This is a genomic window from Pusillimonas sp. NJUB218 (assembly GCF_003788685.1).
GTDB lineage: Bacteria > Pseudomonadota > Gammaproteobacteria > Burkholderiales > Burkholderiaceae_B > Neopusillimonas.
Genome location: NZ_NQMK01000002.1, coordinates 493,151 through 516,481, shown reverse-complemented (window position 1 = coordinate 516,481; position 23,331 = coordinate 493,151). Strand labels below are relative to the sequence as shown.

The window sequence follows — 23,331 nt, the reverse complement described above, 5'->3', positions numbered from 1 at the left end:
ACCATCCTTTCCTTTCATTAACCCTGAATAACGAAAACGACCATGACCACAGATTTACAAAACACCATTGAAACCGCCTGGGAAAACCGGGCCGACTTAAGCCCCGCCAGCGCACCGGCCGCCGTTCGCGATGCCGTCAACCACACCCTGGCTGAACTCGATAAAGGCACGCTGCGCGTCGCCGATAAATCTACCGGCCAATGGGTTGTTCACCAATGGATCAAAAAGGCCGTGTTGTTGTCGTTCCGTCTGGAAAACAACGGCGTAATGGGCCAGGCGCCTGCGCAGTACTACGACAAGGTCGGCCTGAAGTTTGCCGACTACACCGAACAAGATTTTGCCAACGGCGGCTTCCGCGTCGTGCCCCCCGCCGTAGCCCGTAAAGGCTCGTTTATTGGCAAAAATGTCGTCCTTATGCCCTCTTACGTAAACATCGGCGCCTACGTCGACGAAGGCACCATGGTCGACACCTGGGCTACCGTTGGCTCATGCGCGCAAATTGGCAAAAACGTCCACCTCTCCGGCGGCGTCGGTATCGGTGGCGTACTCGAGCCCCTGCAAGCCAACCCCACCATCATCGAAGACAACTGCTTTATCGGTGCGCGCTCCGAAGTCGTCGAAGGCGTGATCGTTGAAGAAAACTCGGTATTGGCCATGGGTGTCTACCTGTCGCAAAGCACCAAAATCTACGACCGCACCACGGGCGAAGTCATTTACGGTCGCGTCCCCTCGGGCTCTGTCGTCGTACCTGGTGCACTGCCGGCAGCTGACGGCTCGCACAGCCTGGCCTGCGCGGTCATCGTCAAGCGCGTCGACGCGCAAACACGTTCCAAAACCAGCATCAACGAACTGCTGAGGGCTTGATGTCATCTTCCGCTGTACTGCACCTGACCAAAGACCTGATCTCTCGAGCCTCTGTCACGCCGGCCGATGCCGATTGCCAGGCCGAACTGGCCCGCCGACTCGAACCGCTGGGCTTCAAGGCCGAGACACTGGCTTTCGACGACGTCACCAACTTGTGGCTTCGTAAAGGCACGGCAGCGCCGTGCGTTGTCTTTGCCGGCCATACCGACGTTGTTCCGACCGGGCCGCTCGACAAATGGGACAGCGATCCATTCACACCAACGGAGCGCGACGGACTATTGTTTGGCCGCGGTGCAGCGGATATGAAAAGCAGTATTGCCGCATTTGCCATTGCGGCAGAAGAGTTTGTGTCGGCACACCCCGACCACGCCGGATCAATCGCCATGCTTATCACGTCCGACGAAGAGGGGCCGTCGATCAACGGTACCGTCAAGGTGTGCCAGGCACTGCAGGCCCGCAACGAAACGCTTGACTATTGTCTGGTGGGCGAACCAACCTCGGTATCCGCCTTGGGCGACACCGTCAAGAATGGTCGGCGCGGGTCGTTGTCGGGTCGCCTGACGATAAAAGGCAAGCAGGGGCATGTTGCCTACCCGCACCTGGCCCGCAATCCCATCCATCTGGTGGCGCCTGCGCTGGCCGAACTGGCGGCCGCCCAGTGGGACAACGGTAATGAGTACTTCCCGCCCACCACATTCCAGATTTCAAATTTTCACTCGGGTACCGGTGCCACCAATGTTGTTCCCGGCGAGGCCATTATCGATTTCAACTTCAGGTTCTCGACCGAGAGCACGCCAGCATCGCTCAAAGCGCGCGTTCACGGCGTGCTTGACGCCTTAGCGCTCGAATACGACCTCGTCTGGACGCTGTCCGGCGAGCCGTTCCTGACGCCAAAAGGCGAACTGAGCCGTGCGCTGGGCGACGCCATTCTGGCTGAAACCGGTGTTGCTACCGAATTGTCCACTACGGGCGGGACATCCGATGGCCGATTCATTGCCAAGATCTGCCCCCAGGTGATTGAGTTCGGCCCAATCAACGCCAGCATTCACCAGGTCAACGAACATATCCGGATAGCCGACCTGGAACCCCTGAAAAACATTTACCGGCGCACCCTCGAAAACCTGCTACTTAAATAACGCATACGGAACACGCATGAACCCATCGGCCTACCAAGAACTGCATACCGTACGCGACCTGCTGCGTTACACCGTCAGTCAATTCAACGCAGCAAAACTAAGTTTTGGCCACGGCAGCGACAATGCCTGGGACGAAGCCGTTTACCTTCTGCTTCACGTCCTGCATTTGCCGCTCGACACGCTCGACCCATTTCTGGATGCCCGTGTCCTGCCTGAAGAACGGGAAAAATTCCTCGACCTGGTTACACGCCGACTTGATGAGCGCGTACCGGCCGCCTACCTGACGGGCGAGGCCTGGCTGCAGGGCCACCGATTTGTGGTCGACCCTCGCGTCATTATTCCCCGCTCTCCCATTTCCGAACTGCTGGCCGAGCAACTGTCGCCGTGGGTTACCGATCCAGACGACGTTGATTACGTGCTTGATTTATGTACAGGCTCCGGCTGTCTGGCGGTGCTCGCCGCACTGGCCTTTCCTGGTGCGCAAGTCGACGCCGTCGACCTGTCAGAGCATGCACTTGAAGTAGCCGATCAAAATATAGAACTGCTCGGCGTCGATGGCCGCGTCACTACGCATCGCAGCGACTTGTTCGATCAACTGCCCGATTGCCAATACAACGTCATCATCTGCAACCCGCCCTATGTCAACAGCCATGCCATGGAGTCCTTGCCTCCCGAATACCGGCACGAACCCACACAGGCATTGGCGGGCGGCCCCGACGGCATGGACTTAGTCCGGCGCATCGTCCGCGACGCACCCCGCTTCATGGCGCCAGAAGGCATTCTGGTACTTGAAATTGGCAACGAATACGAAAACTTCATCAATGCCTTCCCCGAACTAGACCCCGTCTGGCTAAGCACCGAAAACGCTGAAGATCAGATTCTCATGCTGACGCGCGAGCAGTTGCAGGAGCCCATGGCATCGTGATCAGGGCAACCGGCATTACCCTTCGACGCGGTACAAAAGTGCTGCTCGACGACACTGACTTTGTCATCAACCCTGGCGAGCGCGTCGGCATTGTCGGCAAAAATGGCGCAGGCAAGTCCACGCTGTTTGCATTGCTTAAAGGCGAGCTCGATGCCGACGCCGGGACACTCGACCTGCCTGCTTCCTGGCGCATTGCAGCGGTCGAACAAGACATCAGCACACCCGAGCGCCCCGCGCGTGAGTTCGTCATTGATGGCGACACCGGATTACGCCGTCTACAGGCCGAGCGCGCAGCCACCCCCGACAGCGAAGGCACCCGTATTGCCGAGCTTGAAGCCGCACTGGTTGAAGCCGACGCCTGGAGTGCGCCGTCCAGGGCCGAGCAACTTTTGGCAGGTCTGGGTTTTACGCCCGACCAATGGCTAAACCCGGTACGCAGCTTTTCGGGCGGGTGGCAAATGCGCCTGGCCCTGGCCCGCGCCCTGATGGCACCGTCAGACCTGTTATTGCTAGACGAGCCTACCAACCACCTCGACCTCGATGCCATGCTCTGGCTCGAGCGCTGGCTGGCGGCCTACGATGGCACGGTCATACTGATCTCGCACGACACCGAATTTTTAGATGCGGTAGCCCGCGCGATATTGCACTTCGACAATGGCAAACTGGTGCGCTACAAAGGCGGGTATGAAGACTTCCTGACCCAGCGCGCCGAGCGCATGCGCCAAACGCAACTGGCTCACGATCGCCAGGCGCGAGAAACAGCACGCCTGCAAAGCTTTATTGACCGCTTCAAGGCCAAAGCCACCAAAGCTAAACAAGCGCAAAGCCGGGTAAAGGCCTTGGCCCGGATGGAAAAACTGGCACCGTTACAGGCCGATTCAGGTATTGACATCCGTTTGCCCGAGCCGGACAGCATGCCCGACCCTCTGTTGATTCTCGAGCACCTCAGCACAGGTTACCCCGGCGCTGACGACAAGCCGGCGGCGGTACTTCAAGACATCAATCTGATGGTTCGCGGCGGCGCGCGTATTGGCATTTTGGGTGTCAACGGCGCAGGGAAAAGTACGCTGATCAAAACCCTAGCTGAAGAGCTGGCCCCCATAGCGGGCGAGCGCCGGGCCTCGAAGGGCCTGAAAATCGGTTACTTTGCCCAGCAACAGCTCGATATGCTCGACGCTGGCTCGACACCACTGCAGCACCTGGCCCGGCTGGCTCCCGAACTGCGCGAGCAAGAGCAACGCAATTACTTAGGTAGCTTTGGCTTTAGCGGCGACATTGTCAACCAGCAAATTGCGCCTTTGTCGGGCGGTGAAAAAGCCCGCCTGGCGCTAGCCCTGGTCGTCTGGCAAAAGCCCAACCTGCTGCTGCTCGACGAACCCAGCAACCACCTCGACGTCGATACGCGCGAAGCCCTGGCTACTGCCCTGGCCGAGTACGAAGGCAGCGTACTTCTGGTGTCGCACGACCGGCACCTGCTGCGCACAACCGTAGATGAGTTCTGGATTGTTGCCGACGGCCAGGTCAACGCTTTCGATGGTGACCTGGAAGATTACCGCGATTGGCTTAACCAACGCACGGCAAACCAGCGTGCTGCGGCGCGTAACGATGCACAGCGCGACGCCGGCGACACGGAACCCGTTATTGACCGCAAAACACAACGCCGTCTTGATGCCGAAGCACGCCAACGTCTTGCTGGTCTGCGCAAGCCCTTGTTGAAGCAGGTTGAGGGACTGGAGAAGAAAATGGCCCAAGCGCGAGCAAGGCTGGATGCGCTCGATGCCTTGATTGCCGACCCTGATTTTTACAGCGAAGACCGGCGCAACGAGCGCGTGGCTGCGCTAGCCGAACATGGCGAGACAACAAAAGCCATGGCTCAAATGGAAGAAGAATGGCTTGAAGCCCAAGAAGCGCTTGAGGCCATTGAACAACCCGCAGACTAGAATTTGACGGGTGTTTATCGTAAACGTGCCGGCGTACAGCCGGCACCCTACCCTTTAACCGGCAGTAATAGCCAGTTTGGCCACGCCCAACGCTAGCGTTTTGGTACCCACATCGCGAAACTGGATTTGCGCTTGTGCGTCGGTGCCGCTTCCGCTTAGACCAATAATAGTGCCATCGCCGAACTTGGCATGATGCACCCCCTGGCCGATACGAAAGTGCTGCTCGCCCACCGTAACACCCGTCGTCAGGCTACGCGGTGTACGGGGCGCCATGGTGCCCGTAGAAGGACGCCCGTAAGCATCCCCCCGCCGATAAGCGCCCGCCCATGGCGGGGTATCGACCGGCGCACGCTGCTGCTCGCGTGGCGTGAGCCACTTAAGATGAACATCGGGAATTTCGGACAGAAACCTCGAACGCAAGGCATAACGTGTTTGCCCATGCAGCATGCGACTTTGTGCGAGCGTAAGGTACAACCGCTTGCGCGCGCGTGTCATGGCCACGTACATTAGCCGACGTTCTTCTTCAAGACCGCCCTGCTCGGTCAGGCTGTTTTCGTGCGGAAATAAGCCCTCTTCAAGACCGGTAATGAATACCGCATCGAATTCGAGCCCTTTGGCGGCGTGAACCGTCATCAACTGCACGGCATCTTCACCGGCCTGAGCCTGGTTGTCACCAGCCTCGAGAGAGGCATGTGACAAAAAGGCGTCGAGCGGCGAAAGTGTTGGACCACCCACTGCTTCTGGATCGGGCGCATTGGTCTGCCCGGCCAGCAACAGAGCCTGCCCCGACAGCAACGGATCTTCGGCGCGTGCAGACTGCGACAGCGCAGGCTCGCCCATCAGTCCCTCTTCGCCCACAAACACAGCGGCCGCGTTAACCAGTTCTTGAAGGTTCTCGAGGCGATCGGCGCCTTCTTTTTCGCCCATATAGAACGTGCGTAGACCACTGTGATGCACCACATGCTCGATCAACTCGGGCAATGGCAGCTCACGGGCTTGTTCGGCCAGACCGGAAAGCAGCTCGACAAACGCTTGAAGCTTGGCCCCGCTTTTACCTTGCAAGGCATCAACGGCCTGATACAGGCTGGTACCGGCCTCGCGAGCGAGATCGCCCAGTTGTTCGAGCGTACGCGCGCCAATACCCCGCGTCGGGAAGTTGACCACGCGCAGCCAGGAGGTATCGTCGTTGGGGTTGGCAATAAGCCGCAGATACGCCAGGGCGTGCTTGACTTCTTGCCGTTCAAAAAAGCGCTGGCCCCCGTAAACCTTGTACGGAATACCGGACGAAAACAATGAGTGTTCAATAACGCGCGACTGGGCGTTACTACGATACAGGACCGCAATATCGCGACGCGGGTGACCACTGGAGATCAGCGCGCGCATTTCATCGACAACCCACTGGGCCTCGAGCAAATCGGTGCCTTGTTCGCAAATACGTACCGGCTCGCCTTCACCCTGCTCTGTCCAGAGATTTTTACCCAGACGGGCACTGTTATGCGCGATAAGGGCGTTGGCCGAATCGAGGATATGGCCGAACGAGCGGTAGTTTTGCTCGAGACGGATAACATTACCCTGCGCGAACTCTCGCTCGAAGGCTGCCATGTTGCCCACATTGGCACCACGGAAAGCGTAAATAGACTGGTCGTCGTCGCCCACGGCAAAAAGCGAGGCACCCCCACCAGCCAACAGTTTGAGCCAACGGTACTGCAGGTCGTTGGTGTCTTGGAACTCGTCAACCAGAATATGTTGAAAACGGCGCTGGTAATGCTCGCGAATAGGGGCATTACGCAACAGTAACTCGTAAGCACGCAGCAACAGCTCGGCAAAGTCGACTACGCCTTCGCGTTCGCACTGCGCCTGATACTGCCGATACAGATCAACCATGCCGCGGCGGTGCGCGTCGTAAGCCTCGACATCGTCGGGGCGCAGGCCTTGTTCTTTTGAACCATTGATAAAGCGCTGGACATCGCGGGGCGGGTACTTGTCGTCATCGACACCCGCCGCCTTGAGCAGGCGCTTGATCGCCGAGAGCTGGTCGGCGGAGTCAAGAATTTGAAAGGTTTGCGGCAAGCCCGCATCGCGATGGTGCGCACGCAGCAGGCGGTTGCACAAGCCATGAAACGTGCCCACCCACATGCCGCGGGTGTTGATAGGCAACAACGCCGAAAGGCGCGTGAGCATTTCACGCGCCGATTTATTGGTGAAGGTAACTGCCAACAGACCAAAAGGACTGACCTGACTGGTTTGAATCAGCCAGGCCATGCGGGTGGTAAGTACCCGAGTTTTACCGCTACCGGCACCGGCCAGCACCAAGGCATGGCCGGTAGGTAACGTAACTGCGGCTTGTTGTTCGGGGTTAAGCGACCCGATCATGCCGCGTAGCGGCGCAGACGCAGTGCAAACTGCTCAAGACCTTCGATACCGCTTTGCTGGGCGCGGTGGCACCAGGCCTGGAGGTCGGTTAACAATTGCTCGCTGCTAGCGCTGGAGCTTTCCCAGAGGCGAATGAGCTCGCGACGCATTTGAACCAAAGTAGAGAGCGACTGGTTTTGTGCCAACACGGTGTCGAGTTCGGCACGTTGGTCGGGGGCTAATTGACTGTCGTCAACCTGGCTTAGCCACTTTTTGGCACGCGCCAGCAACGACCAGCGGCAATCGGCGCTACCTTTTTGACGCGTAGGTTTAAGCTTGTCGAGCTCGTCGGCAGCCGCCTTCTTAACCAAGTCGGTGTAACGGGCCAGAATTTCGTAGCGGTGCTGAATAACGCCTTCGAGAGTTTTCAGGCTGACGGAGACATCGGCGGCGGGTTCGAGCTTGAGCTTGGGCGCGACGCGACGTACTTTGGCCAGGCCCAGCACGCTGAGGATTTGGATATAGCCCCAACCGATATCGAACTCGTACCACTTGGCCGAGAACTTGGCCGACGTGCCATAAGCGTGGTGATTATTGTGCAGCTCTTCGCCGCCGATAATCAGGCCAATGGGAAATACATTGGTGCTGGTGTCGGGACTGGCGTAGTTGCGATAACCCCAGAAGTGACCGATACCGTTAACCACACCGGCCGCCCAGAACGGAATCCAGGCCATTTGGACTGCCCAGACGGTTAAGCCCAGCACACCAAACAAGGCCAGGTCGATACCCAGCATGATGAGAATGCCCAGGGCGCTATGGCGCGAATAAACGTTGCGCTCGAGCCAGTCGTCGGGGGTGCCGTACCCGAAACGCTTAAGGGTTTCTTGGTTGGCGGATTCTTCGCGGTAAAGTTCGGCGCCTTCGAAGAACACACGGTTAATACCGTAAATCATGGGCGAGTGCGGGTCGCCTTCGCGCTCGCACTTGGCATGGTGTTTACGGTGAATGGCGACCCATTCTTTTGTGACCATACCGGTGGTCATCCAGAGCCAGAACCGGAAAAAGTGCATGACCACGGGGTGCAGATCGAGGCCCCGGTGGGTTTGGCTGCGGTGCAGGAACAGCGTGACACCAACAATAGTGATATGGGTGAGCACCAGCGTGACGAGCGCTACCTGCCACCAGCTAAGCTGCAGCAAACCGCCCGAGAGAAAAGATAAGACGTAGTCCATAAACCGTGTGTTTGGTCCTTACAAAATAACCATCAAAGTGTAGCTTAGATGGAAGTGGTGTGACAGTACTATTGCAATTAAGTTCTTGCGGCAAATCAAACGTCTGGCTTGGCTGACGCCGGCTTTACCCGCTCTAGCACTGCGGCAAAGAAGCCGTCAGTGCCATGCACGTCGGGGCGCAATGCCAGCATTGGCGTTTCAAACGTTAGATTTTTACAACGATCCGCCACGATTTTGCCGGCATCTAGCAGCGTAAATTCGGGATTTTCTGCCAAAAATGCCTCAACTTGCTGCTCATTCTCTTCGGGCAAGATGCTGCAGGTGGCATACACAAGACGGCCACCTGGGGCCACACACTGCGAAGCCTGACGCAAAATGCGCGCCTGCAGGGCCAGCAAAGCTCCAAGCGACTCGGGGTGCTGACGCCATTTCAGGTCGGGGTTACGGCGCAGGGTACCCAGCCCGCTGCACGGCGCATCAACCAGTACCCGATGCGCCTTCCCGCGTAGCCGCTTGACCCGCTGGTCGTTGTTTTCGGCAATAACGACCGGCACGATATTAGACAAACCGCTACGCGCGAAACGAGGTTTGGCACGCGCCAAACGTGCGGCCGACACATCAAAGGCGTAAAGCCGGCCCGTGGAACGCATGAGGGCGCCCAGCAACAGCGTCTTGCCGCCCGCACCTGCACAATAGTCAATAATCATTTCGCCGCGTTTGGGCGCCACCAGCGCGGCCAACAACTGGCTGCCCTCGTCCTGCACCTCGATTTCGCCCTTTTCGAACATGGGCCAACGATTGACAGGCGGACGACCCTGAAGACGAATGCCCCAAGGCGAATACGGCGTGGGCTCGGGGTTGAACTTTGCCGCCGGCCCGTCTCGCAAGACCGCAAGCATTTCGTCCCGATCGGCTTTGAGCGGGTTGATACGAAGGTCGAGCGGTGCCGGTTGATTCAGGGCCGCAATAAGGGCGTCGGCGTTGGGCAATGTGGACAAACGCTCGTCGAGCCAGTCGGGCATGCTGTCGCGTACTGCACGCGGCAAACGCGCTACCGGAATCTTTGCCACATGCGACAGCCAGTTTTTCTCGGGCTCGGTGAGCGCTTCTGCCAATAACTTTTCGGACACGACCGCTGAAAGCCCCAGAATGGCCAGACGACGCGCAGCCGGACCCATGCCACTTTCGGAAAAATGGCGATACCGGCGCAAATGCCGTAGTACATCGAATACGGCATCGGCCACCTCGCCGCGATCGCGTACGCCAAGTTTGGGGTGTGCTCTCATCCAGCGCGACAACACGGCATCGGCCGGATGCGCCCATTGCAGAACCTCGCCCAGAACGGATTGCACCTGTTCGACGCGCGCCGCGCCCAGGTTGTAAGGACGCTGCGTGGTCTTCTTTTGATTCATTTCAAGCCTTCAAGTATTTACTGTATAGATTGCGCATGCCCTGCGGGCAAAACATAAGCGCGAAGCGTGTCGGCCTCGACAGTGACCCGCCCGTCTGGTGACAGGTGCACCCGGCCAGCCGTCAACCAGCCCAGCACATCGGCATACAGACGATGCTCGGCAACCAGCACCCGTTGCGCCAGCGAATGGGGCGTATCGTCGGCCAGCACAGGCACGACAGCTTGCGCAATAATGGGGCCACCATCGAGTACCGGCGTGACAAAGTGAACTGTGCACCCGTGCCATTGCACACCGCAGGCAATAGCCTGCTCGTGGGTACGCAACCCCGGAAACGCCGGCAGCAGCGACGGGTGGATATTGACCAGCCGACCCGCGAATTGTTGCACAAAGCCATCGGAAAGTATCCGCATGAAGCCAGCCAGCAACACATAGTCGGGATCGAAACTTTCGATCAGTGTCGCCAGGGCCTGATCGTACGCTTCTCGGGTAACATAACCGGCCGACTCAAGCACCCGGGTTTCAAACCCCTGGCTTTGCGCCCAAAGCAGGCCCGGTGCCTGGGGCTTGTCTGATACGACGGCCACCACCTGGGCATCCAAGCCCCGGTCGGCAATCGCACCGACAAGCGCCTGCATGTTCGAGCCCCGACCTGAAATCATGATGACCAGACGGCGAGAATGCGAACGGTGATTGGAAGCTGGGGTTGAGTCAAACGTGGTCAAAATCGAATTCCTGAGCAATGCAACATAAAATTGTAAACTGTCGTCTGTGAAATCAGCCCTGAAAATCTACCGATCATTGCCTCGTCACGACAGCCACAGCCCCAGCGCGGTGTCTATCGGCAATTTCGACGGCGTACACCGCGGCCATCAAACTATATTGGCCCGGGTTGCGCACGTCGCGCAAGAGCGCGACCTGACCCCGACAGTCATGACCTTTTACCCGCACCCGCGGGTATATTTTGCGCGCACCGGCAATCGGCCCGAACTGATGCCGACACAAATCAGCAGTTTGCGCGATAAGGTCTGGGGCATTCAACGCCTGCACATTCGGCAACTGGCCTTAATGCGTTTCAACCAGAAACTGGCCGAACTCTCGGCCGAAGACTTCATCCGGTACACGTTGGTAGACGGTCTGAATACGCGCTGGCTGCTCGTGGGCGAAGACTTTCGTTTTGGCCGCAAACGTACGGGCGACCTCGACATGCTGCGCAAAGCCGGACGCGAATACGGTTTCGAGGTCGATATCATTACCGATGTCGTCGACGAACACGGCCACCGCATTTCAAGCTCTGAGGTACGTACTGCACTGGCCGTCGGCAACCTGGCGCGGGCCGAGCACCTGCTGGGCCACCCTTACCGTATCAGCGGGCATGTGGTGCACGGCAAGAAGCTGGGACGCACCCTGGGCTACCCTACGCTCAACGTCAACGTACCGCAGCTTTGCGCGGCCCGTTCGGGTATATATATTGTGCGTGCCCACGGGCTGGCCGAGCAACCCCTTAACGGTGTGGCCAGCCTTGGCGTACGGCCCACCGTAGACAACAACGGTCGTGTCCTACTCGAAGTGCACTTGCTCGACTGCCGGGTAGATGCATACGGTAAACTGACACGCATCGAATTCCTCAAGTTTCTGCGCGACGAAGAAACGTTTCCCGACTTACCTACAATGACCGCCGCCATCGACAACGATGCGCAGCGCGCTCGCGATTATTTTGCGCTCCATGGACTATAGAAAAACCCTCAACCTGCCCGAAACCCCCTTCCCAATGCGCGGCGATTTAGCCAAGCGCGAACCCAAATGGGTTGCCGAATGGGAAGAAAACAAGATTTACGCGGCCATCCGCGCGGCAAGCCAGGGGCGTCCCAAATTCATTCTCCATGACGGCCCTCCTTATGCCAACGGCGACATTCACATTGGCCATGCCGTCAACAAAGTTTTAAAAGACATCATCGTCAAAAGCCGCAATATGGATGGTTTTGACGCACAGTATGTCCCGGGTTGGGACTGCCACGGCATGCCCATCGAAATCCAAATCGAAAAAAAATACGGTAAGCACCTGCCCGTCGCCGAGGTGCAGGCCAAGGCGCGCGCCTACGCACTCGAACAAATCGACCGGCAGCGCGCCGACTTCAAACGCCTGGGCGTGCTGGCCGAGTGGGACAACCCTTATCTCACCATGAATTACAGCAACGAAGCCGACGAGCTGCGTGCGCTGGCCAAAATCATGGAAAAGGGCTTCGTATTCCGCGGGCTCAAACCAGTTAACTGGTGCTTTGATTGCGGCTCGGCCTTAGCCGAGGCCGAAGTCGAGTACGCCGACCGCACCGACCCGGCTGTTCATGTGGCGTTTCGTTTTAACGACCCAACGGCCGTCGCCGCGGCGTTCGGCCTGTCAAACGCCGTCGACGGCGCTATCGTCATCTGGACAACCACCCCCTGGACGCTCCCGGCAAACCAGGCTCTGAACGTCGGCCCTGAAATTACCTACGCGCTAGTCAAACTGGCAACGCCGCGTGCAACCGGCAGCCATCTGTTGATCGCCGCCGACCTGGTCGAATCTTGCTTGCAAGAATGGGATCTCGAAGGCGAAATTATCGCCAAGGCGCCAGGTCAGGCACTGGCCGGCCTCGAATTCCGCCACCCCTTGTATGACGCAGACACCGGCTACCAGCGCTGCGCACCGGTTCACCCGGCCGACTACGTCAGCCTGGATGCGGGTACTGGTGTTGTACACGCTGCACCTGCTTACGGCGTCGACGACTTTTTATCGTGCAAGGCCCACGGCCTACACGACGACGCCATCATCAACCCGGTCATGGGCGACGGACACTATGCCAGCACCCTGCCCCTGTTTGGTGGCCAGCTTATCTGGAAAGCCAACCCTGAAATCATCAAAGCCCTAGAAAGCGTGGGCAGCCTGCTCAAACAGGCGCCACTCAAGCACAGCTACATGCATTGCTGGCGCCACAAAACACCCGTCATTTACCGAGCAACCAGCCAATGGTTTGCCGGCATGGATCGCATTGTCGAAGGCAGCCCCACACTGCGCGAAATGGCGCTTAAAGGCATCGACAACACCCAGTTCTATCCCGCCTGGGGACGTGCCCGACTGCATGCCATGATTGCCAATCGCCCCGACTGGACACTGTCGCGTCAACGCCAATGGGGTGTGCCCATGGCGTTTTTCGTGCACAAAGAAACCGGCGAGCTACACCCGCGTACACCCGAGTTGCTTGAGCAAATTGCCCAACGGGTAGAACAACACGGTATCGAAGCCTGGCAGACCCTCGATCCGGCCGAGCTGCTGGGGGACGAAGCCGCGCTGTATGAAAAGAACCGCGACACGCTCGACGTGTGGTTCGATTCGGGCACCACACACGCCACCGTGCTGGGTGGACGCGATCATGCGCTCAAAGGTTCGCATGCCGACGCGTTGCGCTGGCCTGCCGATCTATACCTCGAGGGCTCAGACCAGCATCGGGGCTGGTTTCATTCGTCGTTGCTGACCAGCTGCATGATGTACGGTGAGCCCCCCTACAAAGCCTTGCTGACTCACGGGTTTGTAGTCGACGGCAAAGGCCGCAAAATGAGCAAGTCGGTGGGTAATGTCATTGCACCGCAAAAAGTGTCTGATTCGCTAGGGGCTGAAATTTTGCGCCTCTGGACGGCATCTACCGACTACTCAGGCGAGCTGTCTATTTCAGACGAAATCCTGAAGCGCGTGGTCGAAAGCTATCGCCGTATCCGCAACACGCTCAAATTCTTGCTGGGCAATATTGAAGATTTCAACCTGGCCGAACATGGTGTCGCACCCGAAGCCTTGTTCGAAATCGATCGCTACGCGCTGGCCATGACAGCACGCATGCAAGACGAAGTGCTGGCCTGCTACCGTCGCTACGAATTCCACCCCGCTGTGTCGCGACTGCAAATTTTCTGCTCCGAAGACCTGGGCGCGTTCTATCTCGACGTGCTTAAAGACCGGTTGTACACCACAGGCGCCAACAGCCTGGCCCGTCGTTCGGCGCAAACGGCGCTTTATCACATTACCCACGCGCTGTTGCGCCTGATGGCGCCCATACTGTCGTTTACGGCCGAAGAGGCCTGGAAAGACCTGCATCACGACCAGGACGTCGGTACTATCTTTACGCAGCTTTACCATAACGTACCAGTTCAGGCCGATACCGATGCGCTGTCAGCCAAATGGGCACGACTGCGCGAAATTCGCGCCGAAGTCATGCGCCAGATTGAAGTCGTACGTACCGCCGGCGACATTGGTTCTTCATTGGCGGCCGAAGTCGACATCACTGCAACGGGCGCCGATGTCGACCTCCTGCAATCGTTGGGCGACGATCTGCGCTTTGTGCTGATTGTGTCGCGCGCAACGGTTAAACCCGGGGCCGAGCTGACCATAACGGTCAATGCCAGCGGTCATGCCAAGTGCGACCGCTGCTGGCACCATCGGGCCGATGTCGGCATCAATGCCGATCACCCCGCCATTTGCGGGCGCTGTGTCGACAATCTGTTCAACGACGGCGAATCGCGTGAACATGCGTAACGCTCGCCTGGGGTTCGCAGGTTGGCTGCTGGGGGCCGCACTTATCGTGCTGGCCGACCAGCTGACCAAAATTTACTTCGATTCCTCGTTGTCGTACGGTGAACGTTGGCCGGTTTTGCCGTTCTTTGACTTCACGCTGCTGTACAACCCAGGCGCGGCCTTCAGTTTTCTGGCCGAGGGCGAAGGCTGGCAACGCTGGCTTTTTAGCGGTATTGCACTGCTGGCCACGGGCTTAATTCTGCATTTGCTCTGGAAAAGCCCGGGGCAACGACTGTTCTGTGCGGCACTCATGGCCATTTTGGGCGGCGCAATCGGCAACCTGATCGACCGTCTCCAACATGGTCATGTCATTGATTTCCTTCTGTTTTACTGGCAACAATGGCATTTTCCGGCGTTTAATATTGCCGATATCGCCATTACCTGTGGCGCCACCTTGCTGATTCTTGACGAAATTTTGCGTGTCGTGCGCCAGCGTCGTCAAACAAAACAAGAAAAAGCCGTCGACGCCGGGCACTAACCTGCCCTTCGCCGGTCAAATCCGCCAACACTCTACTTTCTACCACTGCCATGGGCGACCTCGACAACAAACGCATCGTACTGGGCTTAAGCGGCGGAATAGCCTGCTATAAATCGGCCGAGCTGCTTCGACGACTGCAAGACCAGGGCGGCGTTGCCGACGTTGTCATGACGGATGCCGCCACCCATTTCATTACCCCCACAACGTTTCAGGCCTTGTCAGGGCGCCCCGTATACACCAGCGCCTGGGACACCCGCGTTCCGAACAGCATGGCGCATATCAACCTGACGCGTGATGCCGATGCCGTTCTAATCGCCCCGGCCAGCGCCGATCTGATGGCCAAGTTGGCCAACGGGTTGGCCGACGACCTGTTGACGACGCTTTGCCTGGCGCGTGGAGCCTGCCCGTTGCTGGTCGCACCGGCCATGAATCGGGAAATGTGGGAACACCCTGCCACGCAGCGCAACATCCGTCAGCTTGCCGCAGATGGTGTCGTCATTCTGGGCCCCGGCTCGGGCGACCAGGCCTGCGGCGAAGTAGGCGACGGCCGTATGCTTGAGCCCCACGAACTACTGGCCGAACTCATTTCTTTTTTTCAGCCCAAGGTGCTTGCCGGCCGACGGGTTTTAATCACCGCAGGGCCTACCACCGAACGAATCGACCCGGTGCGGGTGATCAGCAACCGATCGTCGGGCAAAACAGGTTACGCCATTGCCCGAGCGGCCCGTGAAGCCGGTGCGATGGTCACATTGGTATCCGGCCCTACTGCCCTGGCCACACCGTATGGCGTGCAGCGCATCAACGTCGAAAGTGCACGCGACATGCACGACGCTGTCATGGCCCACGCCCGCGCCGCCGACATTTTCATTGCTGTTGCCGCGGTCGCCGACTGGCATGTTGCCAACGCCAGTGAACACAAACTGAAAAAGGTCGAAGGTCAGGCGGTGTCAGGACCGCCTGCGCTAGAGTTTGCGCCCAACCCCGACATTTTGGCCGACGTCGCCCACATGCCAAACGGGCCGTGGTGTGTTGGCTTTGCCGCCGAAACAGAAAACCTTCACGAGTACGCCGCTGCAAAACGCCAACGCAAGGGTGTACCGCTACTGGTCGGCAACTTGGCCCAAGAGGCCATGGATGCCGACCACACCACATTTATTTTGTTCGATGAGGCCGGTGCGCACCCCCTGCCCCGACTGCACAAAGCCGACGCGGCCCGCAAACTGATGCAAGCCATCGCACAACGCTGCCCCCAAGGCTAACACTCGACAACGCACGCGCCTAATCCCCTGCAGCGCATCATCCTCAAGGCTTTTCATGGAACAGATCGTACTAGAAATAACCCAATTTATTAATGCAAACCAGGAGTGGGCGGCAATGATTCTTGGCCTGCTGGCCATGGGCGAATCCCTGCTTATTGTGGGCCTCGCCATCCCGGCGACCGCAGTCATGCTGGTCGTTGGTGGTCTGGTCGGCAACGGCACTCTGGATGCCGGTCCGGTCATTTTCTGGGGCGTGATCGGCGCCATCATAGGCGATGCCATTTCGTACTACATTGGACGACTGCTGGGCCCGCGCATTATTCATCGTTGGCCGCTCAATCAGCAAAAACGGGCGGTGGCGCGAGCACGTTACTTTTTTTATCGCTACGGCATGCTGTCGATTTTCGGGGGCCGATTCCTGGGCCCGTTGCGCGCCATTTTGCCCACCGTAGCGGGCATCATGAAAATGCGCCACTGGCGCTTCCAGCTCGCTAATGTGTTGTCGGCCATGCTCTGGATTCCCGTCATGTTGTTGCCTGGCTACCTGACCGGCCGCAGCATCGGTGCCTTGGGGTCCAACGGCACTAATGCCGGCCTGATCGTCAGTTTTGTGTTGTCGGTGGTGATTGCCGTATGGATTGCCCTGGCTCTGATGCGCAAACGCAAAACCCGCCAAATCAGTGAAGATGTTTAAAAAAAAATGAAAAAAATTGCCCTGAAAATTCTCGACTCTCGTATGAAAGACTGCCTGCCGGCGTACGCGACCGCTGGCTCGGCGGGGCTCGACCTTCGCGCCTGCATTGATCAGGCCATGGTGCTTGAACCTGGTCAGACGCAACTCATTCCGACCGGGTTATCCATTCATATTGCCGACCCGGCATACGCTGCCGTCATCCTGCCCCGATCGGGCCTGGGCCATAAACACGGCATTGTGCTAGGTAATCTGGTGGGGCTGATCGACTCTGACTATCAGGGACCATTAATGGTGTCGGCCTGGAACCGCGGCCAGACGGCGTTTACGCTTGAGCCCATGGAACGCCTGGCTCAGCTGGTTTTTGTACCCGTACAGCAGGTTGCGTTCGATATTGTTGACAGCTTCGAAGACAGCGAGCGCGGCACCGGTGGCTTTGGCAGTACCGGGCGCGCCTGATCTGCGCTCAAGCAGCCGTGCATCCTTGCAGCGTCAGCGTGGGTGACGCCCAGTCGGGCGCCTTGGCCTGTTGCGCGGGTTTACCTTCGCGCAACTGTTGCACCTGTGCGGCTATCAGCCCCGAGACTGCCGCCAACGCCTGCTGATGCGCCTGAACGAGGGCATCGACACTGTTCCCGGCTGGCGCAATGGCAATGGCGCGGCACACCAACGGTAGGCCCTTGGCTTTACTGCCCGCATTAACCGCAGCCAAGCGCCAGCTGATGTCCAGCCTGGCTTGCGCGTCGTACACTGAATCGAACTGATGCACTGTCAGTCGAATTGTCCAGACAGGCAAATCGCCTGGCGCACTTAGACGATCGAGGTCGGGAACACCCAGTTGCCGGCTTAGGTGGCCGGCGACGGCTTGCCGGATTTCATCGCCCAGAGGCGCTGCCCATAGCGAATCGTTTAACAAGTTGACCTGTGCCCCGCCCGCGCGACTGACAACGAGTTGCGGGCGATCGACCTGAACCGGCACGCTGACCGACTGAACGCTGATGGCGTCGACAATCTGCGTAATGGCTGCGGGCGGTACGCTTGCAGGGCTTTGAAGGCTGTAATACTGGCTATTGGGCGCGGCGCACCCGACCAGAACGGCGGCCGACAGGTACAGCGCCCCGCGCAAACTTTGTTTTCTTGAATTGCACATAAAACTCACCACAGCTCCTGTCATTCGGGCAAACGATCGGACGCACGCCCGGTAATAAGGGCATTAGGGTGCGCCTGCAGATAATCACCCAGGTTTCGCAATGAACGTGCCGCGCCACTGAGTTCGCGCAACGTACGATCAAGGTTGTTACCCGTGGGCGAATCGGCTGAAAGCAGCGAGTCGACACTCTCGAGCGATTTTTGTGCCGCCTTGAGGGCCGCCGCAGCCTGCGGCGCAACTTTGGTATTGATTTCTTTGAGCATGGCGTTCATGGACTTCAGGCCATCGCGCAAGTCGTTGCCAATACCCTCGAAAGGCACGGCATTCAGCTTGGTCACGATGGCACTGATTTGCTCTTGAAGGCGATCGAAGTTACCCGCGATTGTTGGCAAGACCAACGGCTCGCGCTTGGGGTCAAATTCTACCGGGTCGGCATCGGGGAAAAACTCGAGCGCCACAAACTGTTGCCCGGTCAGCAAGCTGGCTGCCTGCAACTGCGCGCGCAACCCATGCTTGACCATTGGCCCCAACAGCAGACTACCGGGGTGCTGGGAAGCAGACTCAAGCTTCATCAGGCCGTCGTAGGCGTTACCAAACCGTCGCGGGTACAAATTGGTTTTTACCAATACATGGAAACGCTTGGTCTCGTCATCGAACTCGAGGTCAATGTCGTACACCTTGCCCAGTTCCATCCCCCTGAACTCGACAGGCGCGCCCACTTTCAGACCCCGGACCGACTGATTGAACACAAGATCGACCCTGAACGGCGGCCCATCGGGCTCGGCCATGGCTTCGACTTCAGTGCGGAACAGGTCATACACTGCGTCGGCCTGCGCAGGTATTTCGTTGGCCGGGTTGGCCGATGCAAACGAAATACCCCCGGAAATGACCGAAGCCAGCGACCCAGTTTGCACATTCACCCCTGCGGTCGACAACGACACATTAATTCCGCTGATGTTCCAGAAACGCGCGTCTGAGGTCACGAATCGGTCGTTAGGCGCGTCGATAAACACCTGAATATCGACAGAAGTCCCTTCATCTGCCAGGGCATAATCTATCACTCGCCCAACGGCGATTTGGCGATAATAAATAGGCGAACCAATTTCGAGCGAGCCCAGTTCGGTGGCACGTAAAGTAAATCGTGTCCCCGACCGATCGTTGGTGACCGCCGGCGGTTTTTCGAGCCCCGTAAATTTGTATGCCGTAGACGGGTTCTCGGCAATGTCGGGGCTGACATCAGCACTGATATATGCCCCCGAAAGCAGCGTACCCAACCCAGAGACACTGCCTAGCGACAACCGGGGTTTGACCACCCAATATCGCGCACCCTCACGGGCCAGATAGTGCGAAGCATCACGATCGAGCTGGGCCATCACCAATACATTAGAGCGATCGTTGGACACTTTGATATCGGTGACCAGACCAACGACGACATCTTTGTAGCGTACCTTCGTCTGCCCTATCTCGAGGCCTTCGGCCGATTCGAAGGCAATCGTAATTGTGGGTCCGGTATTGATCCAGGTACGCACAATAAACGACAACCCGACAATAGCAGCCACCAGAGGGACCAGCCAGATCCAGGAAAAACGCGCGCCTCGGCGCTCGGTGATAAACGGATCGGCCACGGCATCGGCACCGGAAGGCTTCGAACGGGAAGACTCGACTTCTGACATGACACTCCTTAATACACCACAGGCCGTTTAACAGCGGGTTGCGGGTCGGCGGCATCCCACCCTTTGCGCGGATCGTAACTCATTGCGGCAAACATCGTCAGAACCACCACCATCCCGAAAAAGGCTGCGCCGGGTTCAGCGCGCACCTGAGACATGCCAGGGAAGTCGACCATTGCGGACAGCAGCAACACTACAAAGACGTCAAGCATAGACCATTGCCCGACAAACTCGACAAGTTCATACATACGCGTTCGCTGACGTTGCACGCGGTCGCCGCGCCAATGGCGACTCAACATCAGTATGCTCAAGGCTAACAACTTGCTCAGCGGAACAACCACACTGGCAATGAATACAATGAGGGCGAGATCCCACGACCCGTATCCCCAAAGCTCAATCACGCCGCCCAGAATGGTATGCGACGACGAACCGGTCGGTAGACGCAAGGTCATGACCGGCCATACGTTGGCCGGTATGTAAAGGATGGCGGCGGTAAGGAGCAACGCCCAGACGCGGTGCTCAACCCGGGGCTTTCGAAAATGGAACGTGGCCTTGCAGCGGGCGCAACGACAAACACCCGAATCGGGCATGTTCTGCACAAACCCGCAAGCGGTGCACCCAGCCAACGGCTTGTCGAAGTCAACGGCTTGCCCCGACCGAGGTACCAAACCAGCATCTTCGGTCATACGCCACAAGCGCGAGGCCGACAGCCGACTCAGCATCGTCAGCAATACACTGAGCACCCCAAACGCCCACAGCCCTTCTCCCAGATGCAGCACAGCCATGTCGGCAAGCTTCACCATAGCCACCACAATACCTAGCAGCAGCACCGGCACCATGCTCCAGTGAGATAACCCCTGCAGCACGCGAAGACCATAACGAAAGTCGTGCGGCAGGCGACGACGCCGTATACATTGCAACGCCCACATGGCAAAAAGAATTTGGCCCAACGGAAACGCAAAGGTAAAGAGCGCCGCGGTGACCGCAACAAACCACGCGCCCTGCTGCCAGGTAATGTAAAGCGCAGCCGGCAAAGAGGCGCTAAGCGACAATCCCTGCATCGACAAATACGCGACGGGGAAATAATTGGCCAGGCAAAAAACGGCCAGCGCTCCCCAAGTCAGGGCGAGCCAGGATGATAAAGAAAGCCTTGAGTGCCGGTAAAGCTCGTGGCCGCAACGTACGCAAGACGCCACTGCGCCCGGCTTCAGCAAGACGCGCTGATGAAGCCGGGCGCAGTGGGGACAAACAATCAGGGACGGACCCATTAGTCGATAAGTTCAGCTTCCGACACCTTCGGTGGCGGTTTGGCCGCCGCGGTGTTCTCGTCGAAGGACAGGACCACTTTGCCTTCGTCGGAGAGATCAACCGTGACATTACCGCCGTCAGTCAGACGACCGAACAAGAGTTCGTCGGCCAGCGCACGCCGGATGGTGTCTTGGATGAGCCGCTGCATGGGCCGTGCACCCATCAGCGGGTCGAAACCTTCTTTGGCCAGGTAATCGCGCAAGGCCTGGGTAAACACGACTTCGACGCGTTTTTCGTGGAGCTGGTCTTCGAGCTGCATGAGGAACTTGTCGACCACCCGCAAAATGATGTCGCGCGTGAGCGGCGTAAACCCGATGATGGCGTCGAGACGGTTGCGGAACTCGGGCGTGAACATACGCTTGATGTCGGCCATTTCGTCGCCGGTTTTGGGCGCTGCGGCAAAACCAATGGTATTGCGGTTGAGCATTTCGGCGCCCGCGTTGGTCGTCATGATAATGATGACGTTACGGAAGTCGGCCTTGCGCCCGTTATTGTCGGTAAGCGTGCCGTGATCCATCACCTGCAACAAAATATTGTAGACATCGGGGTGAGCTTTTTCGATTTCGTCGAGCAGCAGCACGCAATGCGGCTGCTTGCTGACGGCCTCGGTGAGCAGGCCACCCTGATCAAACCCCACATAACCGGGAGGCGCGCCAATCAGGCGCGACACAGCGTGCCGCTCCATGTACTCGGACATATCGAAGCGCAAGAGCTCGACACCCAGAGTAAAGGCAAGCTGGCGAGCGACTTCGGTTTTACCGACCCCCGTAGGACCGGAAAACAAGAACGAACCAATAGGTTTGTCGGGTCGACCCAGGCCAGAGCGCGCCATTTTGATGGAAGCGGCCAAGGCTTCGATGGCCGCGTCTTGCCCAAACACCACCGTTTTAAGGTCGCGCTCAAGGGTGGCCAGCTTATTGCGGTCGTCGGACGAGACATTTTGCGGCGGAATACGGGCGATTTTGGCCACCGTCGCTTCGATTTCGGCCTTGCCAATGGTTTTCTTTTGACGCGACTTGGGCAGCAAACGCTGGGCGGCCCCCGCTTCGTCGATAACGTCGATGGCTTTATCGGGCAGAAAACGATCGTTGATGTGGCGCGACGACAATTCGGCTGCGGCGGTTAACGCGGCGGAAGAATAACGCACCCCATGGTGTGCCTCGAAGTGCGACTTGAGACCACGCAAGATCTGGATAGTTTGCGCCACTGTGGGTTCGGCCACGTCGATTTTCTGGAAGCGGCGCGACAGAGCGTGGTCTTTTTCGAAAATACCGCGGTACTCGTTGTAGGTGGTGGCCCCCATGCACTTGAGCTTGCCGGACGACAACGCTGGCTTGAGCAAATTGGAGGCATCGAGCGTACCGCCCGACGCAGAGCCCGCGCCAATCAACGTATGAATTTCGTCGATGAACAGTACCGCGTTGATATTGTCCTGAAGGGACTTGAGGACGGCCTTGAGGCGTTGCTCGAAGTCGCCTCGGTACTTTGTGCCGGCCAGCAATGCACCCATATCGAGCGCATACACCTGGGCATCAGCCAAGATTTCCGGGACATCGTTTTGCGTGATGCGCCAGGCCAAGCCTTCGGCGATAGCCGTTTTACCTACGCCGGCTTCGCCCACCAGCAGTGGGTTGTTTTTACGACGGCGGCACAGCACCTGGATAACCCGCTCGACCTCGGATTCGCGGCCGATGAGCGGATCGATACGCCCCTGACGAGCTTCGGCATTGAGGTCGAGCGCGTAGAGTTCGAGCGGCGATTTTTGCTGATCGGACTTGTTGTCATCGGAAGCGCCGCCGGACGACGGCGAAGCAGCCGCTTTGGGCGGCTCTGTGCGCGGCGGTTCGGGCGTTTTGGTAATGCCGTGCGACAGAAAATTGACGACATCCAGACGCGTTACCCCCTGCTGAAGCAGGAAATGCACCGCGTGCGAGTCTTTTTCGCCGTACATGGCCACCAGCACGTTGGCGCCGGTAACCGTATTTTTACCCGAGTTAGCCGACGACACATGCATGATGGCACGCTGAATTACGCGCTGGAACCCCAGCGTGGGCTGAGTATCGACCTCGCCCTCACCAGGGAACACTGGCGTGTTGTCGGCAATGAATTTACGCAGCTCGGTGCGCAGTATGTCGATGTCGGCCGAGCAGGCGCGCAAAACTTCGAGCGCAGCGGCATTGTCGAGCAACGACAACAGCAGATGCTCGACGGTTATAAATTCGTGCCGGGCTGTACGAGCCTCGACAAAGGCCAAGTGCAGGCTGACTTCAAGTTCTTCAGAGATCACGCTTCCTCCCGTTACCGAAGCGGACAAACA

At 58.3% G+C, this 23,331-nt stretch carries 18 protein-coding genes; 10 read left to right on the top strand and 8 right to left on the bottom strand.

Features of this window, described 5'->3' with window-relative positions; genetic code table 11:
* The first annotated feature begins 42 nt into the window (after nt 1-42).
* Genes dapD through CHR62_RS04940 form a run of 4 tightly spaced genes read left to right on the top strand, consistent with a single transcriptional unit; the run spans nt 43 to nt 4,865 of the window.
* Nucleotides 43-864 carry a 2,3,4,5-tetrahydropyridine-2,6-dicarboxylate N-succinyltransferase gene (gene dapD / locus CHR62_RS04955; protein ID WP_123660186.1) on the top strand — a complete coding sequence of 274 codons (822 nt, stop codon included), beginning with the start codon at nt 43-45 and terminating at the stop codon, nt 862-864.
* Nucleotides 864-2,000, top strand: coding sequence for a succinyl-diaminopimelate desuccinylase (gene dapE / locus CHR62_RS04950; protein ID WP_123660185.1), 1,137 nt, complete (start codon nt 864-866; stop codon nt 1,998-2,000). Before dapD ends, dapE begins: the two co-directional genes overlap by 1 nt.
* 16 nt (nt 2,001-2,016) lie before the next feature.
* A complete protein-coding gene (gene prmB, locus CHR62_RS04945) occupies nt 2,017-2,925 on the top strand; it encodes a 50S ribosomal protein L3 N(5)-glutamine methyltransferase (RefSeq protein ID WP_093971241.1) in 909 nt (302 codons plus the stop codon).
* Nucleotides 2,922-4,865, top strand: coding sequence for an ABC-F family ATP-binding cassette domain-containing protein (locus CHR62_RS04940; RefSeq protein ID WP_123660184.1), 1,944 nt, complete (start codon nt 2,922-2,924; stop codon nt 4,863-4,865). The genes prmB and CHR62_RS04940 overlap by 4 nt, the downstream gene beginning before the upstream one ends.
* Before the next feature lie 54 nt (nt 4,866-4,919).
* On the opposite strand, the gene CHR62_RS04935 is transcribed toward CHR62_RS04940, so the two are convergent.
* The 4 genes from CHR62_RS04935 to purN form a co-directional block, all read right to left on the bottom strand.
* A complete protein-coding gene (locus CHR62_RS04935) occupies nt 4,920-7,238 on the bottom strand; it encodes a UvrD-helicase domain-containing protein (RefSeq protein WP_123660183.1) in 2,319 nt (772 codons plus the stop codon).
* On the bottom strand, nt 7,235-8,449 hold the full coding sequence (locus CHR62_RS04930) for a fatty acid desaturase (RefSeq protein ID WP_123660182.1): 1,215 nt from the start codon (nt 8,447-8,449) through the stop codon (nt 7,235-7,237). The genes CHR62_RS04935 and CHR62_RS04930 overlap by 4 nt, the downstream gene beginning before the upstream one ends.
* Nucleotides 8,450-8,544: 95 nt before the next feature.
* Nucleotides 8,545-9,861, bottom strand: coding sequence for an RsmB/NOP family class I SAM-dependent RNA methyltransferase (locus CHR62_RS04925; protein ID WP_123660181.1), 1,317 nt, complete (start codon nt 9,859-9,861; stop codon nt 8,545-8,547).
* Nucleotides 9,862-9,878: 17 nt separating this feature from the next.
* The gene (purN, locus tag CHR62_RS04920) at nt 9,879-10,520 is read right to left on the bottom strand and encodes a phosphoribosylglycinamide formyltransferase (protein WP_123660220.1); all 642 of its coding nucleotides are present in this window, start codon (nt 10,518-10,520) and stop codon (nt 9,879-9,881) included.
* A gap of 109 nt (nt 10,521-10,629) precedes the next feature.
* On the opposite strand from purN, the gene CHR62_RS04915 reads away from it, so the two are divergent.
* Genes CHR62_RS04915 through dut form a run of 6 tightly spaced genes read left to right on the top strand, consistent with a single transcriptional unit; the run spans nt 10,630 to nt 17,345 of the window.
* Nucleotides 10,630-11,595, top strand: a complete 966-nt coding sequence (locus CHR62_RS04915; protein WP_123660180.1) for a bifunctional riboflavin kinase/FAD synthetase — start codon at nt 10,630-10,632, stop codon at nt 11,593-11,595.
* On the top strand, nt 11,585-14,419 hold the full coding sequence (gene ileS, locus CHR62_RS04910) for an isoleucine--tRNA ligase (protein ID WP_123660179.1): 2,835 nt from the start codon (nt 11,585-11,587) through the stop codon (nt 14,417-14,419). Before CHR62_RS04915 ends, ileS begins: the two co-directional genes overlap by 11 nt.
* Nucleotides 14,412-14,936, top strand: a complete 525-nt coding sequence (gene lspA / locus CHR62_RS04905) for a signal peptidase II (protein WP_093971248.1) — start codon at nt 14,412-14,414, stop codon at nt 14,934-14,936. The genes ileS and lspA overlap by 8 nt, the downstream gene beginning before the upstream one ends.
* A gap of 50 nt (nt 14,937-14,986) precedes the next feature.
* Nucleotides 14,987-16,195, top strand: a complete 1,209-nt coding sequence (gene coaBC, locus CHR62_RS04900) for a bifunctional phosphopantothenoylcysteine decarboxylase/phosphopantothenate--cysteine ligase CoaBC (protein ID WP_123660178.1) — start codon at nt 14,987-14,989, stop codon at nt 16,193-16,195.
* 55 nt (nt 16,196-16,250) lie between these two features.
* The gene (locus CHR62_RS04895) at nt 16,251-16,889 is read left to right on the top strand and encodes a DedA family protein (protein WP_123660177.1); all 639 of its coding nucleotides are present in this window, start codon (nt 16,251-16,253) and stop codon (nt 16,887-16,889) included.
* A 6-nt stretch (nt 16,890-16,895) separates the two neighbouring features.
* Entirely contained in the window at nt 16,896-17,345 is a 450-nt protein-coding gene (dut, locus tag CHR62_RS04890; protein ID WP_123660176.1) for a dUTP diphosphatase, read from the top strand.
* A 7-nt stretch (nt 17,346-17,352) separates the two neighbouring features.
* Here dut and CHR62_RS04885 read toward each other — a convergent pair whose 3' ends face one another.
* From CHR62_RS04885 to clpA, 4 genes are read right to left on the bottom strand one after another with little or no spacing between them, the layout of a single operon-like run.
* Entirely contained in the window at nt 17,353-18,036 is a 684-nt protein-coding gene (locus CHR62_RS04885; protein ID WP_158609089.1) for a membrane integrity-associated transporter subunit PqiC, read from the bottom strand.
* Between the two features lie 20 nt (nt 18,037-18,056).
* A complete protein-coding gene (locus CHR62_RS04880; protein ID WP_123660174.1) occupies nt 18,057-19,709 on the bottom strand; it encodes an intermembrane transport protein PqiB in 1,653 nt (550 codons plus the stop codon).
* Between the two features lie 8 nt (nt 19,710-19,717).
* Nucleotides 19,718-20,920 carry a paraquat-inducible protein A gene (locus CHR62_RS04875; protein WP_233574865.1) on the bottom strand — a complete coding sequence of 401 codons (1,203 nt, stop codon included), beginning with the start codon at nt 20,918-20,920 and terminating at the stop codon, nt 19,718-19,720.
* Nucleotides 20,921-20,973: 53 nt separating this feature from the next.
* Nucleotides 20,974-23,301: an ATP-dependent Clp protease ATP-binding subunit ClpA gene (gene clpA, locus CHR62_RS04870; RefSeq protein WP_199722890.1), complete on the bottom strand. Its 2,328-nt coding sequence runs from the start codon at nt 23,299-23,301 to the stop codon at nt 20,974-20,976.
* Between the last annotated feature and the right edge of the window lie 30 nt (nt 23,302-23,331).